Genomic DNA, 22428 nt, shown 5'->3' with positions numbered 1-22428 from the left:
CCGCAAGCCAGGTCGAACCGATGTAGAATGCGCGACCTTGTTGTCTGTCCCGGAATCTGTAATGGATCGCCCGCGTTTTCGAGCTGCATTCTTGTCTCCACGTTTCTGGCCGCTGTGGCTGGGGCTTGGTGTGTTATGGCTGATCGTCCAGTTGCCCTATGCCGCACTGCTGCTCATCGGTCGCGCCCTCGGGGCGCTGATGTACCGGGTGGCCGGTGAGCGCCGGCGGATTGCCAAGCGCAACCTGGAACTGTGTTTCCCGGAAAAATCCGCCGCGGAACGCAAACGCCTGCTCAAGGAGAACTTCGCCTCCACCGGGATCGCCTTCTTCGAGATGGCCATGAGCTGGTGGTGGTCCAAGCCGCGGCTGGCTCGGCTGGCCCATGTCGAAGGGCTGGACTATCTCAAGCAGGCCCAGCGCGACGGTCATGGGGTGATTCTCATGGCCCTGCACTTCACCACCCTGGAGATCGGCGCGGCGCTGCTGGGCCAGCAACACACCATCGATGGCATGTACCGCGAACACAAGAACCCACTGTTCGACTTCATCCAGCGCCGCGGGCGCGAGCGCCACAACCTCGATTCCCTGGCCGTGGAGCGCGACGACGTGCGCGGCATGCTCAAGCTGCTGCGGTCCGGGCGGGCGATCTGGTATGCGCCGGACCAGGACTATGGCGCCAAGCAGAGCGTTTTCGTGCCGCTGTTCGGTATCCAGGCCGCGACGGTCACCGCTACCAGCAAGTTCGCCCGCCTGGGCAAGGCGCTGGTGGTGCCTTTCACCCAGGAACGCCTGGCCGATGGCAGTGGGTACCGTCTGGTGATCCATGCCCCCCTGACGGATTTTCCCGGCGCCACCGAAGAGGAGGATTGCCTGCGGATCAATCAGTGGGTGGAAACTGCCTTGCGCGCCTGCCCCGAGCAGTACCTCTGGGCTCACCGTCGCTTCAAGAGCCGGCCGCCAGGCGAGCCCAAGCTCTATAAGAAGCGCGGTTGACCCTCTGGCCTTGATGAGCGGCCCTGGTACGCCATGGATGGAGTGAAGCAATGAGTGCTGGACCGGTAACAGGTTTGATTCTTTCCGGCGGTGGTGCCCGGGCCGCTTATCAAGTCGGCGTGCTGGCGGCGATTGCCGAGTTGCTGGGCCCGGGGGCGCGCAACCCGTTCCCGGTGATCGTCGGCACTTCAGCGGGGGCCATCAATGCCGTCAGCCTGGCCAGTGGCGCCGTGGACTTTTCTGCGGCGATCCAGCGCCTCACGGCGTTCTGGCGCAACTTTCGCAGTGATCAGGTAATGCGCAGCGACTGGCCCGGGGTCATTCGCCAGGCCAGCCGCTTTGTCGGCCACAGCCTGCTGGGGCTGGGTGCCCAGGTGCCGGTGGCGCTGATCAACAACTCGCCGCTGCGCGAGCTGCTCAACGAACACATGCACCTGTCGGGCATCAACGACGCGATTGCCCAGGGCCAATTGCACGCTGTGGCGGTAACCGCGTTCGGCTACGAATCCGGCCAGGCGGTGACCTTCTATCAAGGGGGCGGGGTGATCGATCCCTGGCTGCGGCATCGACGGATCGGCATTCCCACCCATCTGACGGTGGATCACTTGCTGGCCAGTTCGGCGATCCCCTTGCTGTTCGCGCCGGTGAAGCTCGACCAGGAGTATTTCGGCGATGGGGCGGTGCGCCAGTCGGCGCCCATCAGCCCGGCCCTGCACCTGGGGGCCAGCCGTGTGCTGGTGGTGGGCGTCAGCGGCAACCCGCGGGGCAACGATCCGGAGAGCGCCGGGCAGCGGACCTACACCGGTCAGGAGCCGACCCTGGCGCAGATTGGCGGGCACATGCTCAACAGCACCTTCATTGACAGCCTGGAAAGCGATATCGAATTGCTGGAGCGGCTCAATCATTTCAGCCGGTTGCTGCCCGGCAGCGCGGCCGACCGCGCCCTGGGCATTGCTCCAGTGGAAGTACTGGTGATTGCCCCCAGCCAGCCCATCGACGAGATTGCCGCTCGTCATCGGCATGAGCTGCCGGCAGCGTTGCGTGTATTCCTGCGTGGGCCCGGGGCGACCCGCACCAGCGGCGCAGGGGTCTTGAGCTATCTGCTGTTCGAAGCGGCCTACTGCAACGAGCTGATCGAGCTGGGACGCAGTGACGCCCTGGCCAAGCGCGAGGAGCTGGCGCGCTTCCTTGGGCTGGCGCGCGCGCCACGGGCCTGAATCCGCTTGGGAGCATGCACGCGCCTGCGTGCGGAACAATGCGCGCAGCCCTTCCTGCTCTCTATTGCCGGCGCTGCCGAGTGCCGGTGCAGTCTTTTAAGATCAATCTGATTACAAAGGTTCGGGATCGCTTGGATGATGGTGGAGATCAATGTCGATCATCATCGCGGTTCCTCCTGCTTTCTACGGCCATTTGCTGTCAATTGTGGACATTGTCTTGAGGAGCCTGCGACGCAAATGTGGTAGGTAGTCTCATGCAACGATTGGTCCGCTCGACGCTGTCGGGCCTTTTTACGATGTCCCTCGTGGCTGTGTCGATCCAGGCGCGAGCTGCTGAGTACGGCCAGATTGATCTCTCCAATCCGGCTGGCGGTGATTCGATGAACCTGCATCCGGGCGACTCCGTGATCTATGACGGCCCGGGGGCGGCGATCAACATTTCGGCCAAGGGCAATAACCTGAATGCCGAAGGGGTTGATATCCAGGCCGGTTCCCCGGGCGGCAACTTCACGGTCGGGGTCAGCGCCAGCGATGGTGGACACGTGACTCTGGTGGATAGCCAGGTACTGAGCCACCGCACTTACGCGCTCGAGGCCCGTGGTCCTGGCAGTGAAATCGTCGCCACCGGCACCTCGCTCACTTCCCGGCAATCATTTGGTGCCTACGCGTACGGTGGGGGCCGTATCACGCTTGACGGTGGCAGCATTACCACCCTCGGCATCTATGGCCATGGCGTGGTCGCCTCGGGTGCGGGAACGGCTCTGGACGCTCGTAACCTGAGCATCTCTACCAGTAATGCCAGCGGATATGGCGCCGAGGTGTCCCAGCGCGCCTCAATGACGCTGGAGGCGGTCACCATCAATACGGCGGGCGAGGACGCTTCGGTTCTGTATGTCAGGGGGGCCGGGTCAAGCCTGGCCTTCATCGACAGCCATGGCACTTCTGCCAGTTACTCCGGCGCCCGACTTTATGGTGGCAAATTCTCGATGCTTGGCGGCAGCCTCACCGCCCACGAGGACGCAGTATTTCTGGGGTACGACTTCGACGGCGTTGGCTCGTCAGCCGATATTCGCGATGCAACGCTGAGCTCCAGCAATGGCTATGGGCTCAACCTCAATGGCGACGCCGCCAGCGCCACGTTGAATAACGTCCGCATCAGCTCCTCTGGAGCTCAAGCAGGCGGAATATGGATGTTCATGCCCGAGACGAAGCTGGTGGCCGATCGCTTCAGCATCGACACCTACGGCGCCCAGTCTGCCCACGGGCTGGATAACCGGGCCGGCCAGGCGACGCTGAGCAACGGCAGCATCACCACTCACGGTGCGAATTCGCTGGGTTTGTACCTGTACAACCAGTTCGACAGCGATGCCAGCATTGAGGCGAGCAATATCAGGATTGAAACCTTCGGCGCCGGATCCTTCGGCGCCCTGGCACAAACTACGGGAGCCGACCTGCGCCTGGCACAGTCTGAGGTCGTCACCCATGGGCAAGCGGCCCATGGCCTGTACGTGCGGGCGGACGATGTACGTCTGGCCGCCAGTAGCACCGAGGTCATCACCAACGGCAACGGTGCGTTCGCCCTGGCACTGGGCAATGGTGCGGTGGCAACTTTGGAGAACTCCCGGCTGGCCACTCACGGGGACCTGGCGTCTGGCGTCTGGAGTTATGTCAACAGCGGGACGGCGAGCAATAGCCTTTCGCTGACCGGCAGTCAGATCAGTACCCAGGATGGCGCAGGCTTGCTGGCCAGTGGCGGCGATCATCAGTTCACCCTGATGAACTCGAGCATTGTTGCGCGTGCCGATGGGCAGGAGGCCCGGGGCATCTTTCTGCAGACCCGCCAGGCAATGTTGAACAATGTTCCCGTCGATACCGGCCAGGTCAGTGTCGAGGCCAGCGGCTCGACGCTGGTGGGCGATGTCCTTGCCCAGAACGGCAGTGTGGACCTGAGCCTCAGCGCCGGCTCGGAATTGACGGGGGCTCTGCGGGCCGAGAGCGGGGGGCGGATCAACAGCCTGCTGCTCGATGACAGCAGCCGCTGGAACATACGCAGTGACTCGACACTGGGCACCTTGACCAACAACGGTACGCTGGTGTTCGGCGCAGCCGGTTTCCAGACCCTGACCGTTAACGACTACATCGGTAATGGCACGATGGTATTCAACACCCACCTGGGCGGAGACACGTCCCCCAGCGACCGGCTGGTCATCGATAGTGGAACGGCCAGTGGCCGAACCGCAGTGCGAGTGCTCAACGCTGGCGGTAAGGGGGGGCTGACGCAGGAGGGGATCCCCCTGGTGCAGGCGATCAATGGCGGAACCATCGCAGCCGACGCCTTCTACCTGGACACGGGCTCCAGCGGTTATCGTTGGAGCGTCGGCAGCCTTTCGATCAATGGCTATGAGTACAGCCTGGTGCAAGGTGGCATCTCGGGCAACACGAATGACTGGTACCTGACCTCAGAAGCCAGCCAGGTGGCACCGGAAGGCGGGGCATATATCGGCACGCAGCAGGCCACCAGGACAATGTTCGACCATGGCCTGCAGGACCGTGCAAGCAAGCGCAGCCTGGGGGCCGACCGCCAGGATTCGGGACTCTGGATGCGGGCCCAGGGGCGGCATGACAAGGGCATGCGCATGGCCGAAGGCAAGGTCGATATCGATTCCAGCAGCGATGTGGTGCAGATGGGCGGGGCGTTGCTGCGCCGGCCGGTGGGCGCGCAAGGCGCGCTCTATGCCGGGCTCATGGCGGGCTATGGCGACGCGCGCATCGACTCGACCTCCACATTGATGCGCCGCGACACCAATACTGCTGTTCGCGCGAAGGCCCATGGCAAGGTCTCGGGTTATTCGGCGGGCGTGTATGGCACTTTCTATGCGGATGACGTGAACCGGCTGGGCGCCTATGTCGACACCTGGTTGCAGTACGGTCGCTATACCAACCGGCTGAGCAGTGAACTGGGGTCCGCCGATTATGATTCGAACCTATGGTCGGCCTCCCTGGAGTCCGGGTATGCATTGGCGCCATTTGCCGCTGATTCTCCCTTCCGGGCCTGGGTGGTGGAGCCTCGCGGGCAGCTGATCTATAGCCGTTATACCGCCAGCGCCGCAGACTTGCGGGATACGCGGTTGCGCAATGGCACTGCCGATGCCTGGCGTTCCAGTATTGGCGTGCGGCTCTACCAGCAGCCTGGTCAGGCAGCCGATGAATCGGTGCTGCGACCCTTTGTCGAAACCAACTGGCTGCATAGCGAGGCGGTGCCGTCGGTACGGATGGGGAGCAACAGCTTCGATGCCAGGCCATCGCGGGATGCTCTGGAATTGAAGGTAGGAGCCCAGGTGCGGGTCGCTCGGGATGTGGAGCTATCCAGTCATCTATTCGGCCATTCGGGAAGCGCCAGCGAGCACGGTTACGGCGGGCAGTTGAACCTGAGCTACAGCTGGTAGTGCTTGCAGGTCTTGTGGCAAACCCAGCGAGGACGGCCTCCAGCTCAAGGAGGCCATCCTGGGGGCGGTCCGTTGTTCAACGATGCAGATAATCCCTGATGAACTGTCGGATCACGCTGGCAAAGTCCGGGTCCGCGGTGAAGCCCAGTTGGTTTGCATAAGGTGTGCTGAACGCTCCCGGCCAAGAGCCGACGATGCGCTCGATGGCTGCATCCGGCCGCAATTGAACCTGCCGGGCCACTGCGTCACCGGCCACCTCGCGCAGCGCATCGATCATCTGCTCCACTGTCTGTGACAAACCGGGCATGTTGATCACTCGGCCCTGGTTCAAGCGCTCGGCGGCCAGCTCATGACCGTGAACCAGGTTGGCAATGGCCTGTGCCGGTGACATCAGCCATAGCCGGGTGTTCAAGGGCACCGGGCAGACACTGGCCTGACCGTTGAGGGGCTCACGGATGATGCCGCTGGCAAAGCTTGATGCCGCCAGATTCGGCTTGCCCGGGCGCACGACGATGGTGGGCATGCGCAGGCTGCGGCCATCGACGAAGCCGCGCCGGCTATAGTCGGCCAGCAGCAGGTCGTTCATGGCTTTCTGGGTGCCATAGGAACTCTGGGGTGACCAGACTTGATCATCGCCGACGGTGTCCGGCAGTTGTCCACCGAAGACGGCCACCGAGCTGGTCATCACCCACTTCGGGCAAGTACCCAACTGTCGCGCGCGTTCCAGCAGTCCCTGGGTGGCGCTGAAGTTGACGCGCATGCCCAGATCGAAATCGCTTTCTGCCTGGCTGGAGACCACTGCGGCCAGGTGAAAGATGCCCTGGGTGTTGGCGTCGATCAGGTTCGCCAGGACCTGGGGATCGGTGATATCCCCACCCTTGACCTGGACCCGAGGGTCGTCGAGGCCTTGCACGGGGTCGCGGTCGAACGCGGTAATCCGCTGAATGGGGTGCAACTGGCCGTGACGGTCGGTGAGTGAGCCGCGCTCGAGCAGGGCCTGGATCAGGCGGCGTCCGAGAAACCCGGCGGCGCCGGTGACAAGAATATTCATGAGTGACTCCAACTATCAGCGATTGACCAGTTTTCCGGGGATCTTGAAGACCAGCAGGGCTCCGACGAACAGCGCACTGGCCATCACGTACATGCCGATGGTGGTGCTCTGGGTCAGGTCCTTGAGAAAGCCCATCAGGTAGGGTGAAACGAACCCGGCGAGGTTGCCCCAGGAGTTGATCAGGGCAATCCCGGCTGCCGCTGCGGTGCCGCCGAGAAAGGCAGTGGGCAGGCTCCAGAACAGTGGCAGGGTGCTGAAGGCGCCCATGGCCCCCAGGGTCAGGCCGATCATCGACACTGTGAAGTTGTCGCTCCAGGTGGCGGAAATCATCAGCCCCACCCCACCCAGAACCGCGGTCAGCGCCAGGTGCCAGCGACGTTCGCGCAGGCGGTCGGCACTGCGGGATATCAGCACCATGGTCAGCGCCGCTGCGGCATAGGGAATCGCGGTGAGCATGCCGACCTGGAAGACGTCGCTGACGCCTGCCTGGCGAATCAAGGAGGGCAGCCAGAAACCGACGGTGTAGAAGCCGGCGATCATGCAGAAGTAGATGGCGGTCAGCAGCCAGATCCGCGGCTGCCCGAACACTTGGCGCACGCTGTGTACCTGGTGGCCGTCGGTTTCGGCCTCGATCCTGCTCTGCAGCAGGGTCTTCTGTTCCCGGGTCAGCCAGCCGGCGTCGGCGATCCGGTCGCTGAGGCAGTAGATCACCAGGCCGCCCACCAGAATCGAGGGCAAGCCTTCGAGAAAGAACATCCACTGCCAGCCGGCGAATCCCTGATGGCCATTGAGGGCGCTCATGATCCAGCCGGATAGCGGTGCGCCGATCAGCCCCGAAAGCGGCACGGCGGTAGCGAACAATGCGTACATCTTGCCGCGGCGGTTGGAGGGGAACCAGTACGACAGGTAGAGGATCACCCCCGGGTAGAACCCGGCCTCGGCGATGCCCAGCAGAAAGCGCATGACATAGAAGGAAGTGGGGGTGCTGACGAAGGCCATGCACGAGGAAATGAGGCCCCAGCTGATCATGATGCGCGCGATCCACAGCCGCGCGCCGACTCGATGCAGGATCAGGTTGCTGGGGATCTCCACCAGAAAGTAGGCAATGAAGAAGATCCCGGCGCCCAGGCCATAGACCGCTTCGGAAAACTGCAGGTCTTCGGACATCTGCAGCTTGGCGAAGCCGACGTTGACCCGGTCCAGATAGGCCACCAGGTAGCACAGCAACAATAGCGGCAGGATGCGCCAGGCGACTTTACGGTAGGCCAGGTCCTCGAAGGAGGCGGTGACCGGGGCCGAGGCGGTTTGCGACAGTGATTCAGGCATGTCTTTACCCATCCTTGTTTCTTGTATTTGGGTGATTTTGTTTTTATCGGACTTGCTGACATGGCTTAGATAACATAATACATCATACGAATTCAATGGCAGGCTTCGGGCAGGACGGCGTGCCTGAAATGCAGTACCGTTAGCCAATTTGACTACCGAGATGCCCATGTCCAAGCCTGATAACGCTTTCCCCGCCGCCGATTCCCTGGCGACGCTCAAGGATTCGGCCAAGGGCACGCTGGCGGACCAGGTGACTGCGGCGCTCAAGGCACACATCGCCAATGGCGAAGTCCTGCCGGGAGCGCGCCTGCCCACCGAACCGGTTCTGTGCGAGCGTTTCGGCGTCAGCCGCACTGTCATCCGCGAGGCCATATCGCGCTTGAAGTCGGCGGGCCTGGTGGAGGTGCGCCAAGGCAGCGGCACCGTGGTGTGCGAGGGCGCCCATATCAAGGCGTTCACTATCGACCTGGACGTACGTGGCTCGATCGAGGCGGTGCTCAGGGTCACCGAACTGCGTCGTGGTATCGAAGGCGAGGCGGCGGCCCTGGCGGCCCAGCGCCATACCCCTTCGCAGTTAGAGGCGATTCATCAGGCGCTGCTGGCTATCGATAGCGCCGAGCAGGCGGGTCAGGATGGGGTGGAGCAGGACCTGGCGTTCCATCTGTCGATTTCCCAGGCCACCGGTAATCCGCTGTACCCCTCCCTGCATGAATTCATTGCGCAATTCATCAAGGAAGCGATTCGTATCACCCGCTCCAATGAGGAGCGGCGCAAGGATCTGGCGCGCACGGTGCGTGCCGAGCATCTGGCGGTCTATCGGGCGATTGCGGCGCGGGATGTCGAAGGGGCGAGGCAAGCGGCGCTGAGCCACATCCACAACGCGGTGGAGCGGCTCAAGAGTGCCGATCCGGCATTCTGGCGGGATTCCGGTTCACGCATTGCCTGATGGCAAATACCGCCTGCGCCCCTCCATGGAGGGGCGCAGGCGGCATCAGCCAAGCATCAGAAGTGGTACTTGACCAGCAGGCTGGCGGTGTCCTGGTTGGTCTCGAAGTTGCGCGAGTCCTCGATACCGTACTTGTTCTTCCAGTAGTCGTATTCGAAGCCGACGTACAGCTGCTTGGCGCCCCAATTCAGCGCCTTGCCCAGGTCGTACTTGATCTGCGGGTTGAAGTGCAGGTTGGCGTGGTAGGTACCCTTGGCGTTCTGGTCGTTGTCCACCACCCAGTCCATGTAGCCGTCGATCAGGATGTCCGAACGGCCCACGGGAATGGTGTAGGACCACACTGGCGTGATCTGCCAGACGTTGTCGCCCGGGCGGCTGCCCTCGGTGTGGCGCTGGTAGAAGTTCAGCTGGAAATAGTCGAAGCCAGGGACTGCCAGGTCGAAGCCCGGGCCGATCAGGTAGGACTCGTTGTCGCCTTCGCCAAACTCGTAGGTGAACGCCAGGAGCACGTCCTTGATCGGGCCGAATTCAAGTTTCTGGTCGAAGATCTTGCCGAACGACAGGCGTGGCGTGAACTCGCCGTAGTAAGTGTCCGGGCCGACGTTGCCGTCTTCCTTTCCGTTATAGAAGATGCGGTCGAGGAAGAAAAAGTTATCCCCGTACTTCCAGGCATCGGCATGTTCGAAAGTGACCGTCTGTTGAATCTGCGGGTTAACTTCGAAGTTCTTGCCATACAAGTAAGTCAGGCTGTTGTTCTGCCATTGCAACAGGTCGCCAGCCACGGCCTGCCCCCCGGCCAGCAAGCTGGCGGCCAACATCAGGCTCTTGCACATCGGTTTCATTCGGTTGCTCCCAAGTAGGTAGTTCCACGTTTTTTTGGCTTGGCGCTCTGGTTTGGCGCCTTTTTTCGTTGCTGCAAAAAACCATCCGATCGGTCAGCTTTGTTGCTGTTAGCAAGAGCTGAGCCAAGGCCGAAAAAAAGCAAAAAACTCCCGTCCGGCTGTAGCGATACCGCCGGGCGAGAGTGTTTTTCGCGATGTTTTCTTGCGCCTTGTTACCTGTCCAGGCCGGGATAAGTTGGCTCTTGGGTCAGGTTTTTCATCCGGGCTTTTTTTTAGACCAGACTTGCGCGGCCGCGGAGAATACTGGCTCTCACGGCAGGGCTCAAGTGCTCCGCAACGGCGCACTTGCAACCACTTTGGGGCGGGTATGCGGGCCATCTCAGGCAAGCATCCGCATTGAAGGGCAATAGAGTGCCAATGACTGGCGGCCGTCAGGGGGATTGCATGGCGCTAATGGCCGTCCAGCGACCACCGCCAGGAAAGCCTGGGCAGGCTGCATAGGTGTTGCTCCCTGTTTGTTCTTATTTTCAAGGCGCAGCGTCTAATGGGTAGCGCTCGATCCTGAGTGGGCGAGCGCTGCGGTCAAGCATGAACGGTGAAGCAAGGTCAGGGCGCCGAACCGGCACCCTGCTGGTGACTCAGTGCTGATGGGCGTGATCCGCATTGCTGGCCGCGCGCTCGCTCCCCCCGAGAATGTTGAACAGCAGGTTCAGCACCAGCGCACTCAAGGTCGCCATGGCGATGCCACTGTGGGTGATGGGGCTCATCCACAGGGGCAGGTGGGCGAAGAACTCGGGGCGCACCACGGGAATCAGGCCCATGCCGATGCTCACGGCCACCAGCAACTGATTGCGCCGGTCGGCGATGTCGGCTTCCTGGAGGATCTTGATCCCGGTCGCAGCCACCATGCCGAACATGGCGATGGCCGCGCCCCCCAGCACCGCCGGTGGAATCGACGCCACCAGGAACGCCGCCTTGGGCAGCAGGCTGAGGACGATCAGCAGGCCGCCGGCGACCATGGTCACGGAACGGCAGCGCACGCCGGTCATCTGCACCAGGCCGATGTTCTGGGCAAAGGAGGAGTGGGTGAAGGTGTTGAGGAAGCCAGCGAAGAACGATGCCCCGGCATCACACAGCAAGCCGCGACGCAGCATGCGTGGGGTGACCTCCTGGCCGGTGATCTTGCCCAGGGCCAGGAACATCCCGGTGGACTCGACGAAGATGATCACCACCACCAGGCACATGGAGAGGATCGGGGCCAGGTGGAACTGCGGCATGCCGAAGTGCAGCGGTGTGACTACCTGCAGCCAGGGCGCCTGGGCCATGCCGCTGAGGTCGACCATACCGATCAGGCCGCAGAGGATGTAGCCCAGGCCCATGCCGATCAGTACCGAGATGTTCACCCAGAAGCCGCGCATGAAGCGGTGGATCAGCAGGATGGTACCCAGCACCAGGGCGGCGATGGTCAGGTAGATGGGCGAGCCGAACTGGGCTGCGCTGCTGCCTCCGCCTGCCCAGTTCACCGCCACGGGAAACAGCGAGAGACCGATCGAGGTGATGACCGTGCCAGTGACCAGCGGCGGGAAGAAGCGCACCACCTTGGACATGAACGGCGCGATCAGCATGCCGAAGAAACCGGCGGCGATGGTTGCGCCGAAAATTCCCTGCATGCCGATGCCGGGCATGCCGGCCATGGCCACCATGCTGCCCACCGCGGCGAAGCTGGCCCCCATCATCACCGGCATGCGAATGCCCATGGGGCCGATGCCCATTGACTGGACGATGGTGGCGATCCCGGCAACCAGCAGGTCGGCATTGATCAGGAAGGCGATTTCTTCACGACTCAGGCCAGCGGCCTGTCCGATGATCAGCGGTACCGCGATTGCACCGCCATACATCAGCAGGACGTGCTGCAGGCCGACCAGGATCAGTTGCAGGAAGGGCAAGCGCTGAATGGCGGGCGCATCGGGGACGCACTGTTCGGATGAATCGGACATGCAACACCTCGGATCTTTTTATTCTTGTGATTTAACCGCTGCGTCTTTACGCGCAACGTGTTTGCAACAGGCGAATCTTCTGACTGATGGCAAGAAAGCCCGCTCCTACAGACAATTGCGGTTCTGTAGGAGCGAGCTTGCTCGCGAATCAGCCGGGTACCAGGCTGATCAGTTGGTCTGGGCTCCCTGGGTAATCCAGGCACCGACCAGCTCGCGTTCCTGCTGGGTCATCTGGGTGATGTTGCCCAGCGGCATGATCTGGCTGGCGACGGCCTGGGCCTGGATCCGCGCGGCTTGCAGGCGGATCTGCTCAGGAGTGTCGAACATCACCCCGGCAGGTGCTGCGCTGAACAGGGGGCTGGTGGGCTTGGCCGAATGGCAGACCGCGCAACGCTCCTGGATCACGCTATGCACCTTGTCGAAGGACGGGCCGGCATTGGCCGCCTGCGCCGGGGCGCTGGCCGGAGCCGTTGCCGCAGCGGCTGGAGCGGCCGGTGCCGGTGCCTCTGTCGCAGCCGAGGTTGCCGGCTTGCCGCCCAGGGCGGTTTCCGGCAATGGCTGGTACTGGGTCTGGGCCTTGGCCACTTCCGGAGCGCTTGGCGCTGGGGTCGGGCCGGTCACGTAGGCCAGGCAGATCATGCCCAGTGCCGCGACGGGCAGGGTCCAGGCGAACTTGTGGCTGTCATGACGGGTGTTGAAGTAATGACGCACCAATACCGCCAGGACCGCGATCCCGGCCAGGATCAACCAGTTGTACTGGCTGCCGTAGGTGCTCGGGAAGTGGTTGCTGATCATGATGAACAGCACGGGCAGGGTGAAGTAGTTGTTGTGACGCGAGCGCAGCAGGCCCTTGGCCGGCAGGGTCGGGTCGGGGGTGCGGTTTTCCGCGATCGCTGCCACCAGCGCGCGCTGGGCCGGCATGATGATGCGGAACACGTTGCCCACCATGATGGTGCCGATGATGGCGCCCACATGCAGGTACGCGCCACGGCCACTGAACACCTTGCTGAAGCCATAGGCAGCGCCGATCAGCAGGAGGAACAGGATGAAGCCGAGCAGGGCGGGTTTCTTGCCCAGTGGCGAATCGCAGAGGAAGTCATAGACGAACCAGCCGGCGATCAACGCACCGATACCGATGGCCACGCCTTCAGGGCCGGTCAGGCCGCTGCCGGGGGCAACCAGGTAGAGCATCGGGTTGAAGTAGAACACCAGGCACAGCAGGGCAATCCCGGACATCCAGGTGAAGTAGGCTTCCCATTTGAACCAGTGCAGGTTCTCCGGCATCGAGGGCGGTGCCAGCTTGTATTTTTCCAGGTGATAGATACCACCGCCGTGAATCGCCCAGAGGTCGCCGGACAGGCCGTCCTTGGGGTTGACGCGGTTGAGGTTGTTCTCCAGCCAGACGAAATAGAACGATGCGCCGATCCAGGCCACACCAGTGATCATATGTACCCAACGCACGCTCAGGTTGAGCCATTCCAACAGATGTGCTTCCACAGTCTTTACCTCTTGCCTGCCACCCTTGTTGTCGGGTGATCAGACCTTCTCTTATTGGTGGGGGGCGAGGATCAAACGCTCATCCTCTTTGAAGAAATGCTCATCGCAGTTATTGCCAGTGCCACTGCGATCAACCACCAGGAAGTCATCCCGCTTTTCGATCGTCAGCACCGGGTGGTGCCAGACGCCGCGATGGTAATTAATGCCCTGCCTGCCATTACTGACAAAGGCACGGACCAAGCCCGATACAGGTTCATCGCCAAGTGGCGCGACCACGATCAGAAAGGGATTGCCGAGCAGCGGGATGAAAGCCTGGCTGCCCAGCGGATGGCGTTCCAGCATGCGGATGGTCAGCGGCATGTCCAGCGCGTCGGCGCTGAAGATGCTGATGATGGCCTGGTCTTCCGGCTGAGCGGTCTCGACCGTTGCCAGGCGGTGGAAGCGCATGGTCGAACCGTTGTTGATCATGAAGTGATCGCTGCCGTCGGTCTCGATTACGTCACCGAAAGGGGCGAAGGCTTCTTTGCTCAGGGGCTCAATCACTAATGTGCGCATGCTGTTCTTCTTATCTCGAGTTCGTTGTTGTCTGGTCCGTGGCTACTGCGGGCAAACCGGTCGCCCGCGCGCTGCGCGACCCTTTATTTTTTGACCTTGCCCAGCAGCCGCAGGCGGCTGACGCCACCGTCCGGGAATACATTCAGGCGCACGTGGGTAATAGCCCCCAGTGCCCTGATCTGTTCGACGAAGCTGTGTTCGGCGTGCATTTCCAATTTCTGGCTGGGTAGCAGTTCACGCCAGAACAGGCTCTGGGTTTCGATCTGGCTGTCGGTGCCACCCTTGACGAAGGCGCCCTGGATCGAACAGCTGTCGGGGTAGTTGCCCTTGAAGTGCAGGGTGTCGACGATGATCTTTTCGATTTCACCGGTATGGCCCAGGGCGATGATCACCCAGTCGTTGCCGGGAGTACGGCGCCGGGCGGTTTCCCAACCGTCACCCATGTTGATGCCGCGGCCGGGGTTGAGGAGGTTGCCCATGCGCCCGAAGTGCTCGTCGGAGCAGGCCAGGGCGCGGCCGCCGTTGAGGGCGGCAGCCAGGTCGACCTGTTCGTCGTCGCCGATGGCCGACCAGTCGCGGTAGGGAATGCCGTAGACCCGCAGCCGTGCTACGCCGCCATCGGGGTAGATGTTGAAGCGCAGGTGGCTGAACGGCTGGTGGTTGTGGATCTCGTGGTAGTGGTGGCTGTTGCCCTGCAACTCCACCGCCGGCAGCACTTCGGTCCACTGGGTGCTTTCATCCGGTTCGCCTGCGGCCAGGAAGCAGGCTTCCAGGGAGGCCGAGGGCGGGAAGTTGCCGGTGAAGAATGAAGTGTCGATGTCCACGCCCTTGATCGAGCCGGCCACGCCGAGGCGAATGACCGCACTGTCGTAGCCTTCGAAGCGCTTGCGGCGTGATTCCCAGCCATCCATCCACTTGCCGTTGTCATCGAATACGCCTTCCTTCCACACCGCCGGAGTCGGTTGGAACAGGCGGTTGGCGTCGGCGAACCAGTCATCGGTGACCGAGATGATCTTGGTCCCCAGCCGGGCATCGGCCAGGTTGACGAACTTCTCGAAAGCTACGGCGTTGGTTTTCATTCTTCTTGTCTGCCTTGAATTCAGTGGCCGGGGTGCTCGCGAGGCCCTGGGAAATGCATCGATGCAGATGCTTTCTCGGGCCAGGCGGGCAATCGCTACAGGGTCAGCAAGCGGAACAGGGCGATCTTGTTGATTTCAGCCAGTGCGCATTTGAACTCGGTGTCCACCGAGTTGTGGATGCGGGTTTCGAATGCGGCGAGGATCTGGTGCCGATTGCTGCCCTTCACCGCCATGATGAAGGGAAACTTGAACTTGGCCTTGTAGGCGTCGTTGAGCTCGGTGAAGCGCTGGAACTCTTCGGCGGTGCATTGGTGAATACCAGCGCCGGCCTGCTCATTGGTACTGGCTTCGGTCAACTGGCCCTGGACGGCGGCTTTGCCGGCCAGGTCCGGGTGAGCGTTGATCAGTGCCAGCTGGCTGGCGTGATCGGCGCTCAACAGGATGTCGCTCATGCGCTGGTGCAGGGTCTCGATCTGGTCGACGGAGGCGTCGAGCCCCAGTTCGTAGGCCTTTTCGGCAACCCACGGCGAGTGTTCGTAGATGTCGGCGAAGGCCTTGACGAAATCTTCGCGGCTCAGGGTCGAGGGCTTGAGGCTCTGGAAGGCAGTCATTTCGCCGCTCCCTGGTAAGGGTGGGTCTGTTGCCAGTGACGGGCGATGTCCACCCGGCGGCTGAACCACACCTGCTCGTGGCCCTTGACGTATTCGAGGAAGCGCTTGAGCGAGGCCAGGCGCGCCGGGCGGCCTATCAGGCGGCAGTGCAGGCCGATGGAAAGCATCTTCGGCGCTTCGGCACCTTCGGCGTAGAGCACGTCGAAGGCGTCCTTCAGGTACTGGAAGAAGTCGTCGCCCTTGTTGAAGCCCTGCACCTGGGTAAAGCGCATGTCGTTGGTGTCCAGGGTGTAGGGGATCACCAGGTGCGGCTTGCCGGTGGGGTTGTTGGGTTCCCAGTAGGGCAGGTCGTCGTCGTAGGTGTCGCAGTCATAGAGGAAGCCGCCTTCCTCCATCACCAGGCGCCGGGTGTTCGGGCCGGTGCGGCCGGTGTACCAGCCCAGTGGGCGTTCGCCGGTGATTTCGGTGAGGATGCGGATCGCTTCGAGCATGTGCTCGCGTTCCTGGGCCTCGTCCATGTACTGGTAGTCGATCCAGCGGTAGCCGTGGCTGCAGATCTCGTGGCCGGCTTCGACCATGGCGCGGATCACGTCCGGGTGACGCTGGGCGGCCATGGCCACGGCGAAGATGGTCAGTGGAATGTCGAATTCCTTGAACAGCTTGAGAATCCGCCAGACGCCGGCACGGCTGCCATACTCGTACAGCGATTCCATGCTCATGTTGCGCTCGCCCTGCAGCGGTTGCGCCGAGACCATTTCCGAGAGGAAGGCTTCCGATTCCTTGTCGCCATGAAGGATGTTGCGCTCGCCGCCCTCTTCGTAATTGAGCACGAAGGACAGGGCGACGCGGGCATTGCCCGGCCAGTGAGGGTGAGGAGGGTTGGAGCCGTAACCGATCAGGTCGCGAGGGTAGTCAGCGCTCACTGCAGTCTTCCTTCTTATTCGTGATAACGGTGGCGTGGCGGAACCTGAAGCCGGAAAGCCAGGTGGGCGTCACTGCGATGGAATGATTGTATACAAGTTTGTCTTCACTTTGTAAGCCTGATTTTTTGCATTTTTCCGCTTTTATCGCTATGGCTGTCACCTGCAAGAAACTTGCCTGGATGGTCAGCTAATGGATGACAAGTCGTCTGTCGCTATGGCGTTCAGGCAAATCCGCTGATGCATTCGAAGCGTCGCGGGGCCGGGAATATTTGCGATTATTATTGTGTACAATTTTTTTGAAAAATGTCTTAATCTTGCTCTCGCCGCAGCTTTTCACCGGTCGAAACGCTGCGGTCTCCTTCAATTACTGACTCCGGGAGGCGCGAGGCCTGAACGCTTGAAGGCGCCAGGCACGCAGAATCAATGGGACGTTTGACTACACACGTTTTGGATGCCGCACATGGCTGCCCTGGCAGCGCTATCAAGGTCGAGTTGTATCGAGTGGAAGGGGCCCAGCTGGAATTGGTCGCCAGCACCCTGACCAACAGCGATGGCCGTTGCGATGCGCCGCTGCTGCAGGGTGATGACTACCGTTCCGGGGTGTACCAGCTGCACTTCCATGCCGGTGACTACTACCGTGCCCGTGGTGTGCAACTGCCGCAGCCGGCGTTCCTGGATGTGGTGGTACTGCGGTTCGGCATCAGCGCCGAGCAGGACCACTATCACGTACCGCTACTGATCTCGCCTTACAGCTATTCGACCTACAGAGGAAGCTAGGACTTTCCCCCCAAGAATCCTGCGCAAATAGCTTCTTTGGTCCTTGCCCGCCCACACTGCGGGCTTTTTTTCGTCTGGCATAAAGCCTTCACTGGTCGTCGGCTCCACTAGATCCCGCTGGACCCGGCTCGCCGCCGAAAGGGCCCTGTGACCGCCCCGGACCTGCTGGCCACAGCCGATCATCGGCAATGAAAAAGCCCCATCCAGCGGGATGGGGCCTGTGTGGAGCAGGGCGTCCTAGAGGAAAATGAACTTGGCGATGAAAATCGCGCACAGCACATACAGGCTGATGGAGATTTCCCTGTACTTGCCGGTGCCGGCCTTCAGCACCACATAGGTGATGAAGCCCAGGGCAATGCCATCGGCGACGGAAAAGGTCAGGGGCATCATGATCGCGGTGACGATGGCCGGAATGCTGTCGGTGGCCTCGTCCCAGTTGATGTGGGCCATGCCGCCCATCATCAGCATCGCCACATAGATCAGCGCGCCGGCGGTGGCATAGGCGGGGATCATGCCTGCCAGGGGAGCGAAGAACATTGCGGCAATGAACAGCACGCCCACGGTGACCGCGGTCAGCCCGGTGCGGCCACCAGCGGCGACCCCGGCGGCACTTTCCACATAGCTGGTGACTGGTGGTACACCGACCACGGCACCGAACACGCTGGAGGCACTGTCCGCCTTGAGTGCGCGGGAGAGGTTCTCGATCTTGCCATCGGCGTTCACCAGGCCGGCGCGCTGGGCCACGCCCATCAGGGTGCCGGCGGTGTCGAACATGTGCACGAAGAGGAACGCCAGGACCACGCTGATCATGCTGACGTTGAACACGCCGGCAATGTCCATGGCCATCCAGGTCGGAGCCAGGCTCGGCGGAGTGGACATGATCCCGTTGTAGTGCACCAGGTCCAGGCCCCAGCCGGCCAGGGTCACGGCGATGATACTGATGAGAATCGCGCCGAAGACCCGATGATAGCTGAGCACTGCGATCATCAAGAAGCAGACGGCCGCCAGCAGTGGGCCGGGGTCTCGCAGGTTGCCGAGCTTGATCAGGGTGGCCGGGCTGTCGACGATGATGTTGGCCGTCTTCAGGCCGATCAGGCCGAGAAACAGCCCGACCCCGGCACCCATGGCGAATCGCAGGCTCACCGGAATGCTGTTGAGCAGCCATTCACGTACCCGCGACAGGGTCAGGATCATGAACAGCACACCGGAAATGAACACCGCGCCAAGGGCGGTTTCCCAGTGGTAGCCCATGGTGCCGACCACGGTGTAGGTGAAGAAGGCGTTGAGCCCCATGCCCGGTGCGAGGCCCACCGGCCAGTTGGCGTACAGGCCCATCAACAGGCAGCCCAGGGCGGCGGCGATGCAGGTGGCGACGAAGGCTGCGCCGTGATCGATGCCGGCGTCGGCCATGATGTTGGGGTTGACGAAGATGATGTAGGCCATGGTGATGAAGGTTGTCAGACCGGCAATCAACTCGGTCTTCACCGTGGTGCCATGCAACCTGAGTTTGAAGATGCGCTCCAGCCAGCCGCTGTTCAGCGACGGCGAGAGATCGAGCGTAGAGGCTTCGGATTTGCGGCTTTCCACAGCGAGTACTCCTCAAGAGTTTTATTGTTTTTTCCAGAGCCGGACACGCAAGGGTGGGCAGCGGCTCTTTGAGGCAGGTAAGGCGTGCGGGTTTTGTTGACCTGTGGGTCAAGAACTCGTCGGGCGAATTATGCGTTTGTATACAAAGAAAGCAAATAATGTTTTTGGGGTTGTGTGCGAAAAATCCGCGAACATGGCTATATCGCGGCCCCGACGTTGCGCCGGGGTGTGCAAGGGTTTGGGGCAAGGCCGGGGCCGGCGCACCAATGAATGGCGCCCGCAGGGGCTCAGTCTTCGACGGGTTTGCCGGCCAGCGCCTGGTTCACCGCCAGCCAGCCATTGACCGCACTCTCGCCAGCTTCGCTGAAGGCCCGTTGCAGGAGTTTGACCTGCTCGCGGCGCAGGGATTGCTCGAAGCCTGTGCCATCGGCGGTCAACTGCAACAGGCGCTTACGCTTGTCGCTGTCCGGGGCGACGCTGTCCACCAGATGCATTTCCATCAATTGGCGCAACGGTGTGTTCAATGCCTGCTTGCTCACCCCCAGCAGATTGAGCAGTTCCTTGACGCTGAGCCCGGGATAGCGGGCGATGAAAAACACGATGCGCTGGTGCACCCGGCTCAGGCCCCGGCGTTCGAGCATTTCGTCGGCCTTGGCGGTAAACGCCTGATAGCCGAAGAAGAAAGCTTCCATGGCCGCTTGCTGCGAAGCCTGGTTTTTAAGGTCAAGCATATTGACGTATCTGCAAAGGTCGGCGTAATTTCGGTCAAGCAGTTTGACGTATTTTCCTCAGCCTTCGCTAGCGGTGATCTCCATGGCCTTCTCCGAACGTGTATCGCGTCTCAAAAGCTCTCTGATCCGTGAAATCCTTGCCGCGGCCCAGCGCCCGGAAGTGATGTCGTTCGCCGGGGGCCTGCCGGCCGAAGTGATGCTGCCCAAGGTGCAATGGCAGGACATGCCATTGGCCATGGGCCAATACGGCATGAGCGAAGGCGAGCCGCAATTGCGTGAAGCCCTGGCGGCCCAGGCGCGCCAGCTCGGGGTGCCTTGCGAGGCGAGCCAGGTGCTGGTGGTCAGTGGTTCCCAGCAGACCCTCGATCTGGCAGCCAAGCTGTACATCGACAAGGGCACCCAGATCATGCTGGAAGCGCCGACCTACCTGGCCGCCCTGCAGATTTTCCAGCTGTTCGGCGCCGACTGCCTGACCGTACCGCTGCAGGCCGATGGCCCGGACCTGGTGCAGATGCGCGCGCGCCTGGAGCAGCACCGGCCGGCGTTCATCTACCTGATTCCGACGTTCCAGAACCCCTCGGCGGTGCGCTACAGCGAAGCCAAGCGTGATGCCGTGGCGGCTTTGCTGGACGAGTTCGGCGTGACCCTGATCGAGGACGAGCCCTACCGTGAGCTGACGTTCGATGGTGGCAGTGCCACGCCTATTGTCGGCCGCCTGGAAAAAGCCAGTTGGATCTACACCGGCACCGTGTCTAAAACCCTGTTGCCGGGCCTGCGGGTGGGTTACCTGATTGCCAGCCCGGACCTGTTTCCGCACCTGGTGCGGCTGAAGCAGTCGGCGGACCTGCACACCAATCGGGTTGGCCAGTGGCAGGCCATGCAGTGGATCGGCAGCGAGCAGTATCAGGCGCACCTGGATCAGTTGCGCAGTTTCTATCGCCAGCGCCGGGATGAATTCCAGGGCGCCTTGCTCACCCATTTCGCCGATCTGGCGGATTGGCAGGTGCCCCAGGGCGGATTGTTTTTCTGGCTAAGCTTGAAACAGCCCCTGGATACCCGCACTTTGCTCAAGTCGGCGTTGGAGCACGACGTCACATTCATGCCCGGTGAGCCGTTCTTTGCCGATCCGGAACGCAACCCTGGGCATCTGCGGTTGAATTTCAGCCATATCGATCCGGCGCGGCTGGACGAAGGCCTCAAGCGGCTGGCCACCGTGATACGTCAAGCACAGGCTGCACAGGCAGCCTAAGGGGAGGGCCATGTACAAGGTTTATGGCGATTACCGTTCGGGCAACTGCTACAAGATCAAGTTGATGCTCAATCTGCTGGGGCTGCCTTATGAATGGCAGGCGGTGGATATTCTCGGGGGCGATACCCAGACCGAGGCCTTCCTGGCAAAGAACCCCAACGGCAAGATTCCGGTTCTGGAACTGGAAGACGGCACCTGCCTGTGGGAGTCCAACGCGATTCTCAACTTCCTCGCCGACGGCAGTCAGTTCCTGCCCAGCGAACCGCGCTTGCGCACCCAGGTTCTGCAATGGCAGTTCTTCGAGCAGTACAGCCATGAGCCCTACATCGCGGTGGCGCGTTTCATCCAGCTTTACGAGGGGCTGCCCGAGGAGCGCCGCGAGGAATACCTGAAGTTGCACAAGCGTGGCTACAAGGCGCTGGACGTGATGGAGAAACAATTGAGCCGCACCCCGTACCTGGTGGGCGAGCACTATTCGATCGCCGATATTGCGCTCTATGCCTACACCCACGTGGCCGATGAGGGCGGTTTCGACCTGAGCCGCTACCCGGGCATCCAGGCCTGGATGCAGCGAGTGCAAAGCCATCCGCGACACGTGCCGATGCTCGACTGAGCGGGTGCTTTTATCCCCACTGGACCGGCCTTGTGCCGGTTCGGTGCGTTGTGGGGCCCGCTAACGATGTTCGCCGGCCAGGTTCTGGCGCAGCAACTCATAACAGCGCTGCGCCGCTGGGCTCAGTTGCTGGCCACTGCGGCGGATCAGGCCGATCTCGCGGCTGACCCCCGGGTGTTTGATGGCAATCCGGCGCAGGCCCTCACGGCCGTCATCGGCGGATTCCGGCAGCAGGGTAATGCCCAGCCCCTGGCGTACCAGCGCCAGCACCGTGCTCATGTAGTTGGCTTCCATGGCTGGAAGCAGGGACAGTCGGCTGTCGTCGAACAGCGCTTCGACCTGCTCGCGCACGCTGCTGTCGCGGCCGGTGAGAATGATCGGCTGGCGGGCCAGGTCCTTCAGCGTCACTGACTGGCGCTGGGCCAGGGGATGATCGGTGGCCACGAACAGGCACAGGCGATCCTCCAGCAGAGGTTGGAAATCCAGCCCGTGGCTGAGCCGGGCGCGCCCGCCGATACCGAAATCCACCTCGCCGGCCCGGACCTGGGCATGAATGCGGTGAGCCACCAGGTCCTGCAGGCGTACCTCGATTCCGGCAAATTGCTCGCGAAACTGGCGCAAGGCCGGCGGCAGCACCCCGGCGCAGACCGACGGCAGCGCGGCGAGGGTGACCACGCCCCGACGCAGGGCGGCCAGGTCCCGGGAGCCACTGACGATGTTGTCCAGGTCCAGCAGCAGTTTCTCCATCGGTCCCCGGGCCTGCAGCCCAGCAGCGGTCAGGCTGACATGGCGCGGGCTGCGATCGAGCAGGGCGACCCCCAGCCATTCCTCCAGTTGCTGGACCTGCACGGTAAGGGCTGATGGCGACAGGTGCAGCTCGGCGGCGGCTTTGCTGAAGTTGCCGCTGCGGGCCACGGCGAGGAAGGCCTGGATATGCTGGATCGAGTTCTTCATTTTGTTTTTCCGAATGCAAGGCGCCGAATATTC

18 protein-coding genes and 1 pseudogene are annotated in these 22428 nt (G+C 62.1%); 7 read left to right on the top strand and 12 right to left on the bottom strand.

Annotation, left to right across the window (positions count from 1 at the left end; all coding sequences use genetic code 11):
- Positions 1-61: 61 nt before the first annotated feature.
- From AC1RCO_RS28105 to AC1RCO_RS28095, 3 genes are all read left to right on the top strand, one after another.
- Positions 62-994 (top strand): lipid A biosynthesis lauroyl acyltransferase, encoded by a 933-nt coding sequence (locus AC1RCO_RS28105; protein WP_492618254.1) that lies wholly within the window; start codon positions 62-64, stop codon positions 992-994.
- 50 nt (positions 995-1044) lie between these two features.
- Positions 1045-2211, top strand: coding sequence for a patatin-like phospholipase family protein (locus AC1RCO_RS28100; protein ID WP_103289471.1), 1167 nt, complete (start codon positions 1045-1047; stop codon positions 2209-2211).
- A 254-nt stretch (positions 2212-2465) separates the two neighbouring features.
- Positions 2466-5657 carry an autotransporter family protein gene (locus AC1RCO_RS28095; RefSeq protein ID WP_492618253.1) on the top strand — a complete coding sequence of 1064 codons (3192 nt, stop codon included), beginning with the start codon at positions 2466-2468 and terminating at the stop codon, positions 5655-5657.
- Positions 5658-5733: 76 nt separating this feature from the next.
- Here the strand turns inward: AC1RCO_RS28095 and denD are convergent, their stop codons facing one another.
- The gene (gene denD, locus AC1RCO_RS28090; RefSeq protein ID WP_011062645.1) at positions 5734-6708 is read right to left on the bottom strand and encodes a D-erythronate dehydrogenase; all 975 of its coding nucleotides are present in this window, start codon (positions 6706-6708) and stop codon (positions 5734-5736) included.
- 15 nt (positions 6709-6723) lie between these two features.
- Positions 6724-8034, bottom strand: a complete 1311-nt coding sequence (locus tag AC1RCO_RS28085) for an MFS transporter (protein WP_401334550.1) — start codon at positions 8032-8034, stop codon at positions 6724-6726.
- A 160-nt stretch (positions 8035-8194) separates the two neighbouring features.
- On the opposite strand from AC1RCO_RS28085, the gene AC1RCO_RS28080 reads away from it, so the two are divergent.
- Positions 8195-8980 (top strand): FadR/GntR family transcriptional regulator, encoded by a 786-nt coding sequence (locus AC1RCO_RS28080; RefSeq protein WP_019093447.1) that lies wholly within the window; start codon positions 8195-8197, stop codon positions 8978-8980.
- 56 nt (positions 8981-9036) lie between these two features.
- Here AC1RCO_RS28080 and AC1RCO_RS28075 read toward each other — a convergent pair whose 3' ends face one another.
- From AC1RCO_RS28075 to puuE, 7 genes and pseudogenes are all read right to left on the bottom strand, one after another.
- A complete protein-coding gene (locus AC1RCO_RS28075) occupies positions 9037-9822 on the bottom strand; it encodes an outer membrane protein OmpK (protein WP_011062642.1) in 786 nt (261 codons plus the stop codon).
- 606 nt (positions 9823-10428) lie between these two features.
- Positions 10429-11819 (bottom strand): annotated as a pseudogene (locus AC1RCO_RS28070) (nucleobase:cation symporter-2 family protein).
- 168 nt (positions 11820-11987) lie between these two features.
- Positions 11988-13316, bottom strand: coding sequence for a urate hydroxylase PuuD (locus AC1RCO_RS28065; RefSeq protein WP_019093449.1), 1329 nt, complete (start codon positions 13314-13316; stop codon positions 11988-11990).
- Positions 13317-13367: 51 nt separating this feature from the next.
- Entirely contained in the window at positions 13368-13871 is a 504-nt protein-coding gene (locus tag AC1RCO_RS28060) for an ureidoglycolate lyase (RefSeq protein WP_492618252.1), read from the bottom strand.
- A gap of 83 nt (positions 13872-13954) precedes the next feature.
- A complete protein-coding gene (gene alc / locus AC1RCO_RS28055; protein WP_492618251.1) occupies positions 13955-14950 on the bottom strand; it encodes an allantoicase in 996 nt (331 codons plus the stop codon).
- Positions 14951-15045: 95 nt separating this feature from the next.
- Entirely contained in the window at positions 15046-15561 is a 516-nt protein-coding gene (gene uraD, locus AC1RCO_RS28050; RefSeq protein ID WP_011062637.1) for a 2-oxo-4-hydroxy-4-carboxy-5-ureidoimidazoline decarboxylase, read from the bottom strand.
- Positions 15558-16484 carry an allantoinase PuuE gene (gene puuE / locus AC1RCO_RS28045; protein ID WP_011062636.1) on the bottom strand — a complete coding sequence of 309 codons (927 nt, stop codon included), beginning with the start codon at positions 16482-16484 and terminating at the stop codon, positions 15558-15560. Before puuE ends, uraD begins: the two co-directional genes overlap by 4 nt.
- Positions 16485-16907: 423 nt before the next feature.
- Here puuE and uraH point away from each other — a divergent pair, with 423 nt between their 5' ends.
- Complete coding sequence (uraH, locus tag AC1RCO_RS28040; protein WP_011062635.1) at positions 16908-17261, top strand: hydroxyisourate hydrolase; 354 nt, start codon at positions 16908-16910, stop codon at positions 17259-17261.
- A 237-nt stretch (positions 17262-17498) separates the two neighbouring features.
- Here uraH and AC1RCO_RS28035 read toward each other — a convergent pair whose 3' ends face one another.
- Together AC1RCO_RS28035 and AC1RCO_RS28030 are read right to left on the bottom strand one after the other, a co-directional pair.
- Positions 17499-18848, bottom strand: a complete 1350-nt coding sequence (locus AC1RCO_RS28035) for an NCS2 family permease (protein WP_207239741.1) — start codon at positions 18846-18848, stop codon at positions 17499-17501.
- Positions 18849-19135: 287 nt separating this feature from the next.
- Positions 19136-19579 (bottom strand): MarR family transcriptional regulator, encoded by a 444-nt coding sequence (locus tag AC1RCO_RS28030; protein ID WP_011062633.1) that lies wholly within the window; start codon positions 19577-19579, stop codon positions 19136-19138.
- Between the two features lie 82 nt (positions 19580-19661).
- On the opposite strand from AC1RCO_RS28030, the gene AC1RCO_RS28025 reads away from it, so the two are divergent.
- Together AC1RCO_RS28025 and AC1RCO_RS28020 are read left to right on the top strand one after the other, a co-directional pair.
- A complete protein-coding gene (locus tag AC1RCO_RS28025) occupies positions 19662-20828 on the top strand; it encodes an aminotransferase-like domain-containing protein (protein WP_103289607.1) in 1167 nt (388 codons plus the stop codon).
- Between the two features lie 10 nt (positions 20829-20838).
- Positions 20839-21441: a glutathione S-transferase family protein gene (locus AC1RCO_RS28020; RefSeq protein ID WP_011062631.1), complete on the top strand. Its 603-nt coding sequence runs from the start codon at positions 20839-20841 to the stop codon at positions 21439-21441.
- Between the two features lie 60 nt (positions 21442-21501).
- Here AC1RCO_RS28020 and AC1RCO_RS28015 read toward each other — a convergent pair whose 3' ends face one another.
- Positions 21502-22395, bottom strand: coding sequence for a LysR family transcriptional regulator (locus AC1RCO_RS28015; RefSeq protein WP_125062987.1), 894 nt, complete (start codon positions 22393-22395; stop codon positions 21502-21504).
- Positions 22396-22428 lie beyond the last annotated feature (33 nt).

Source organism: Pseudomonas sp. GW823-FHT03E05 (genome assembly GCF_058796855.1).
This window is presented reverse-complemented; position numbering and strand designations above follow the sequence as displayed.

Excerpts from the sequence above, each read along its gene's own strand:
- uraD (WP_011062637.1), bottom strand. The coding sequence starts at position 15,561 with ATGACTGCCTTCCAGAGCCTCAAGCCCTCGACCCTGAGCCGCGAAGAT.
- uraH (WP_011062635.1), top strand. The coding sequence starts at position 16,908 with ATGGGACGTTTGACTACACACGTTTTGGATGCCGCACATGGCTGCCCT.
- AC1RCO_RS28105 (WP_492618254.1), top strand. The coding sequence starts at position 62 with ATGGATCGCCCGCGTTTTCGAGCTGCATTCTTGTCTCCACGTTTCTGG.
- AC1RCO_RS28030 (WP_011062633.1), bottom strand. The coding sequence starts at position 19,579 with ATGCTTGACCTTAAAAACCAGGCTTCGCAGCAAGCGGCCATGGAAGCT.
- AC1RCO_RS28015 (WP_125062987.1), bottom strand. The coding sequence starts at position 22,395 with ATGAAGAACTCGATCCAGCATATCCAGGCCTTCCTCGCCGTGGCCCGC.
- AC1RCO_RS28095 (WP_492618253.1), top strand. The coding sequence starts at position 2,466 with ATGCAACGATTGGTCCGCTCGACGCTGTCGGGCCTTTTTACGATGTCC.
- AC1RCO_RS28025 (WP_103289607.1), top strand. The coding sequence starts at position 19,662 with ATGGCCTTCTCCGAACGTGTATCGCGTCTCAAAAGCTCTCTGATCCGT.
- AC1RCO_RS28060 (WP_492618252.1), bottom strand. The coding sequence starts at position 13,871 with ATGCGCACATTAGTGATTGAGCCCCTGAGCAAAGAAGCCTTCGCCCCT.
- AC1RCO_RS28085 (WP_401334550.1), bottom strand. The coding sequence starts at position 8,034 with ATGCCTGAATCACTGTCGCAAACCGCCTCGGCCCCGGTCACCGCCTCC.
- AC1RCO_RS28100 (WP_103289471.1), top strand. The coding sequence starts at position 1,045 with ATGAGTGCTGGACCGGTAACAGGTTTGATTCTTTCCGGCGGTGGTGCC.
- AC1RCO_RS28075 (WP_011062642.1), bottom strand. The coding sequence starts at position 9,822 with ATGAAACCGATGTGCAAGAGCCTGATGTTGGCCGCCAGCTTGCTGGCC.
- denD (WP_011062645.1), bottom strand. The coding sequence starts at position 6,708 with ATGAATATTCTTGTCACCGGCGCCGCCGGGTTTCTCGGACGCCGCCTG.
- alc (WP_492618251.1), bottom strand. The coding sequence starts at position 14,950 with ATGAAAACCAACGCCGTAGCTTTCGAGAAGTTCGTCAACCTGGCCGAT.
- AC1RCO_RS28080 (WP_019093447.1), top strand. The coding sequence starts at position 8,195 with ATGCCCATGTCCAAGCCTGATAACGCTTTCCCCGCCGCCGATTCCCTG.
- AC1RCO_RS28020 (WP_011062631.1), top strand. The coding sequence starts at position 20,839 with ATGTACAAGGTTTATGGCGATTACCGTTCGGGCAACTGCTACAAGATC.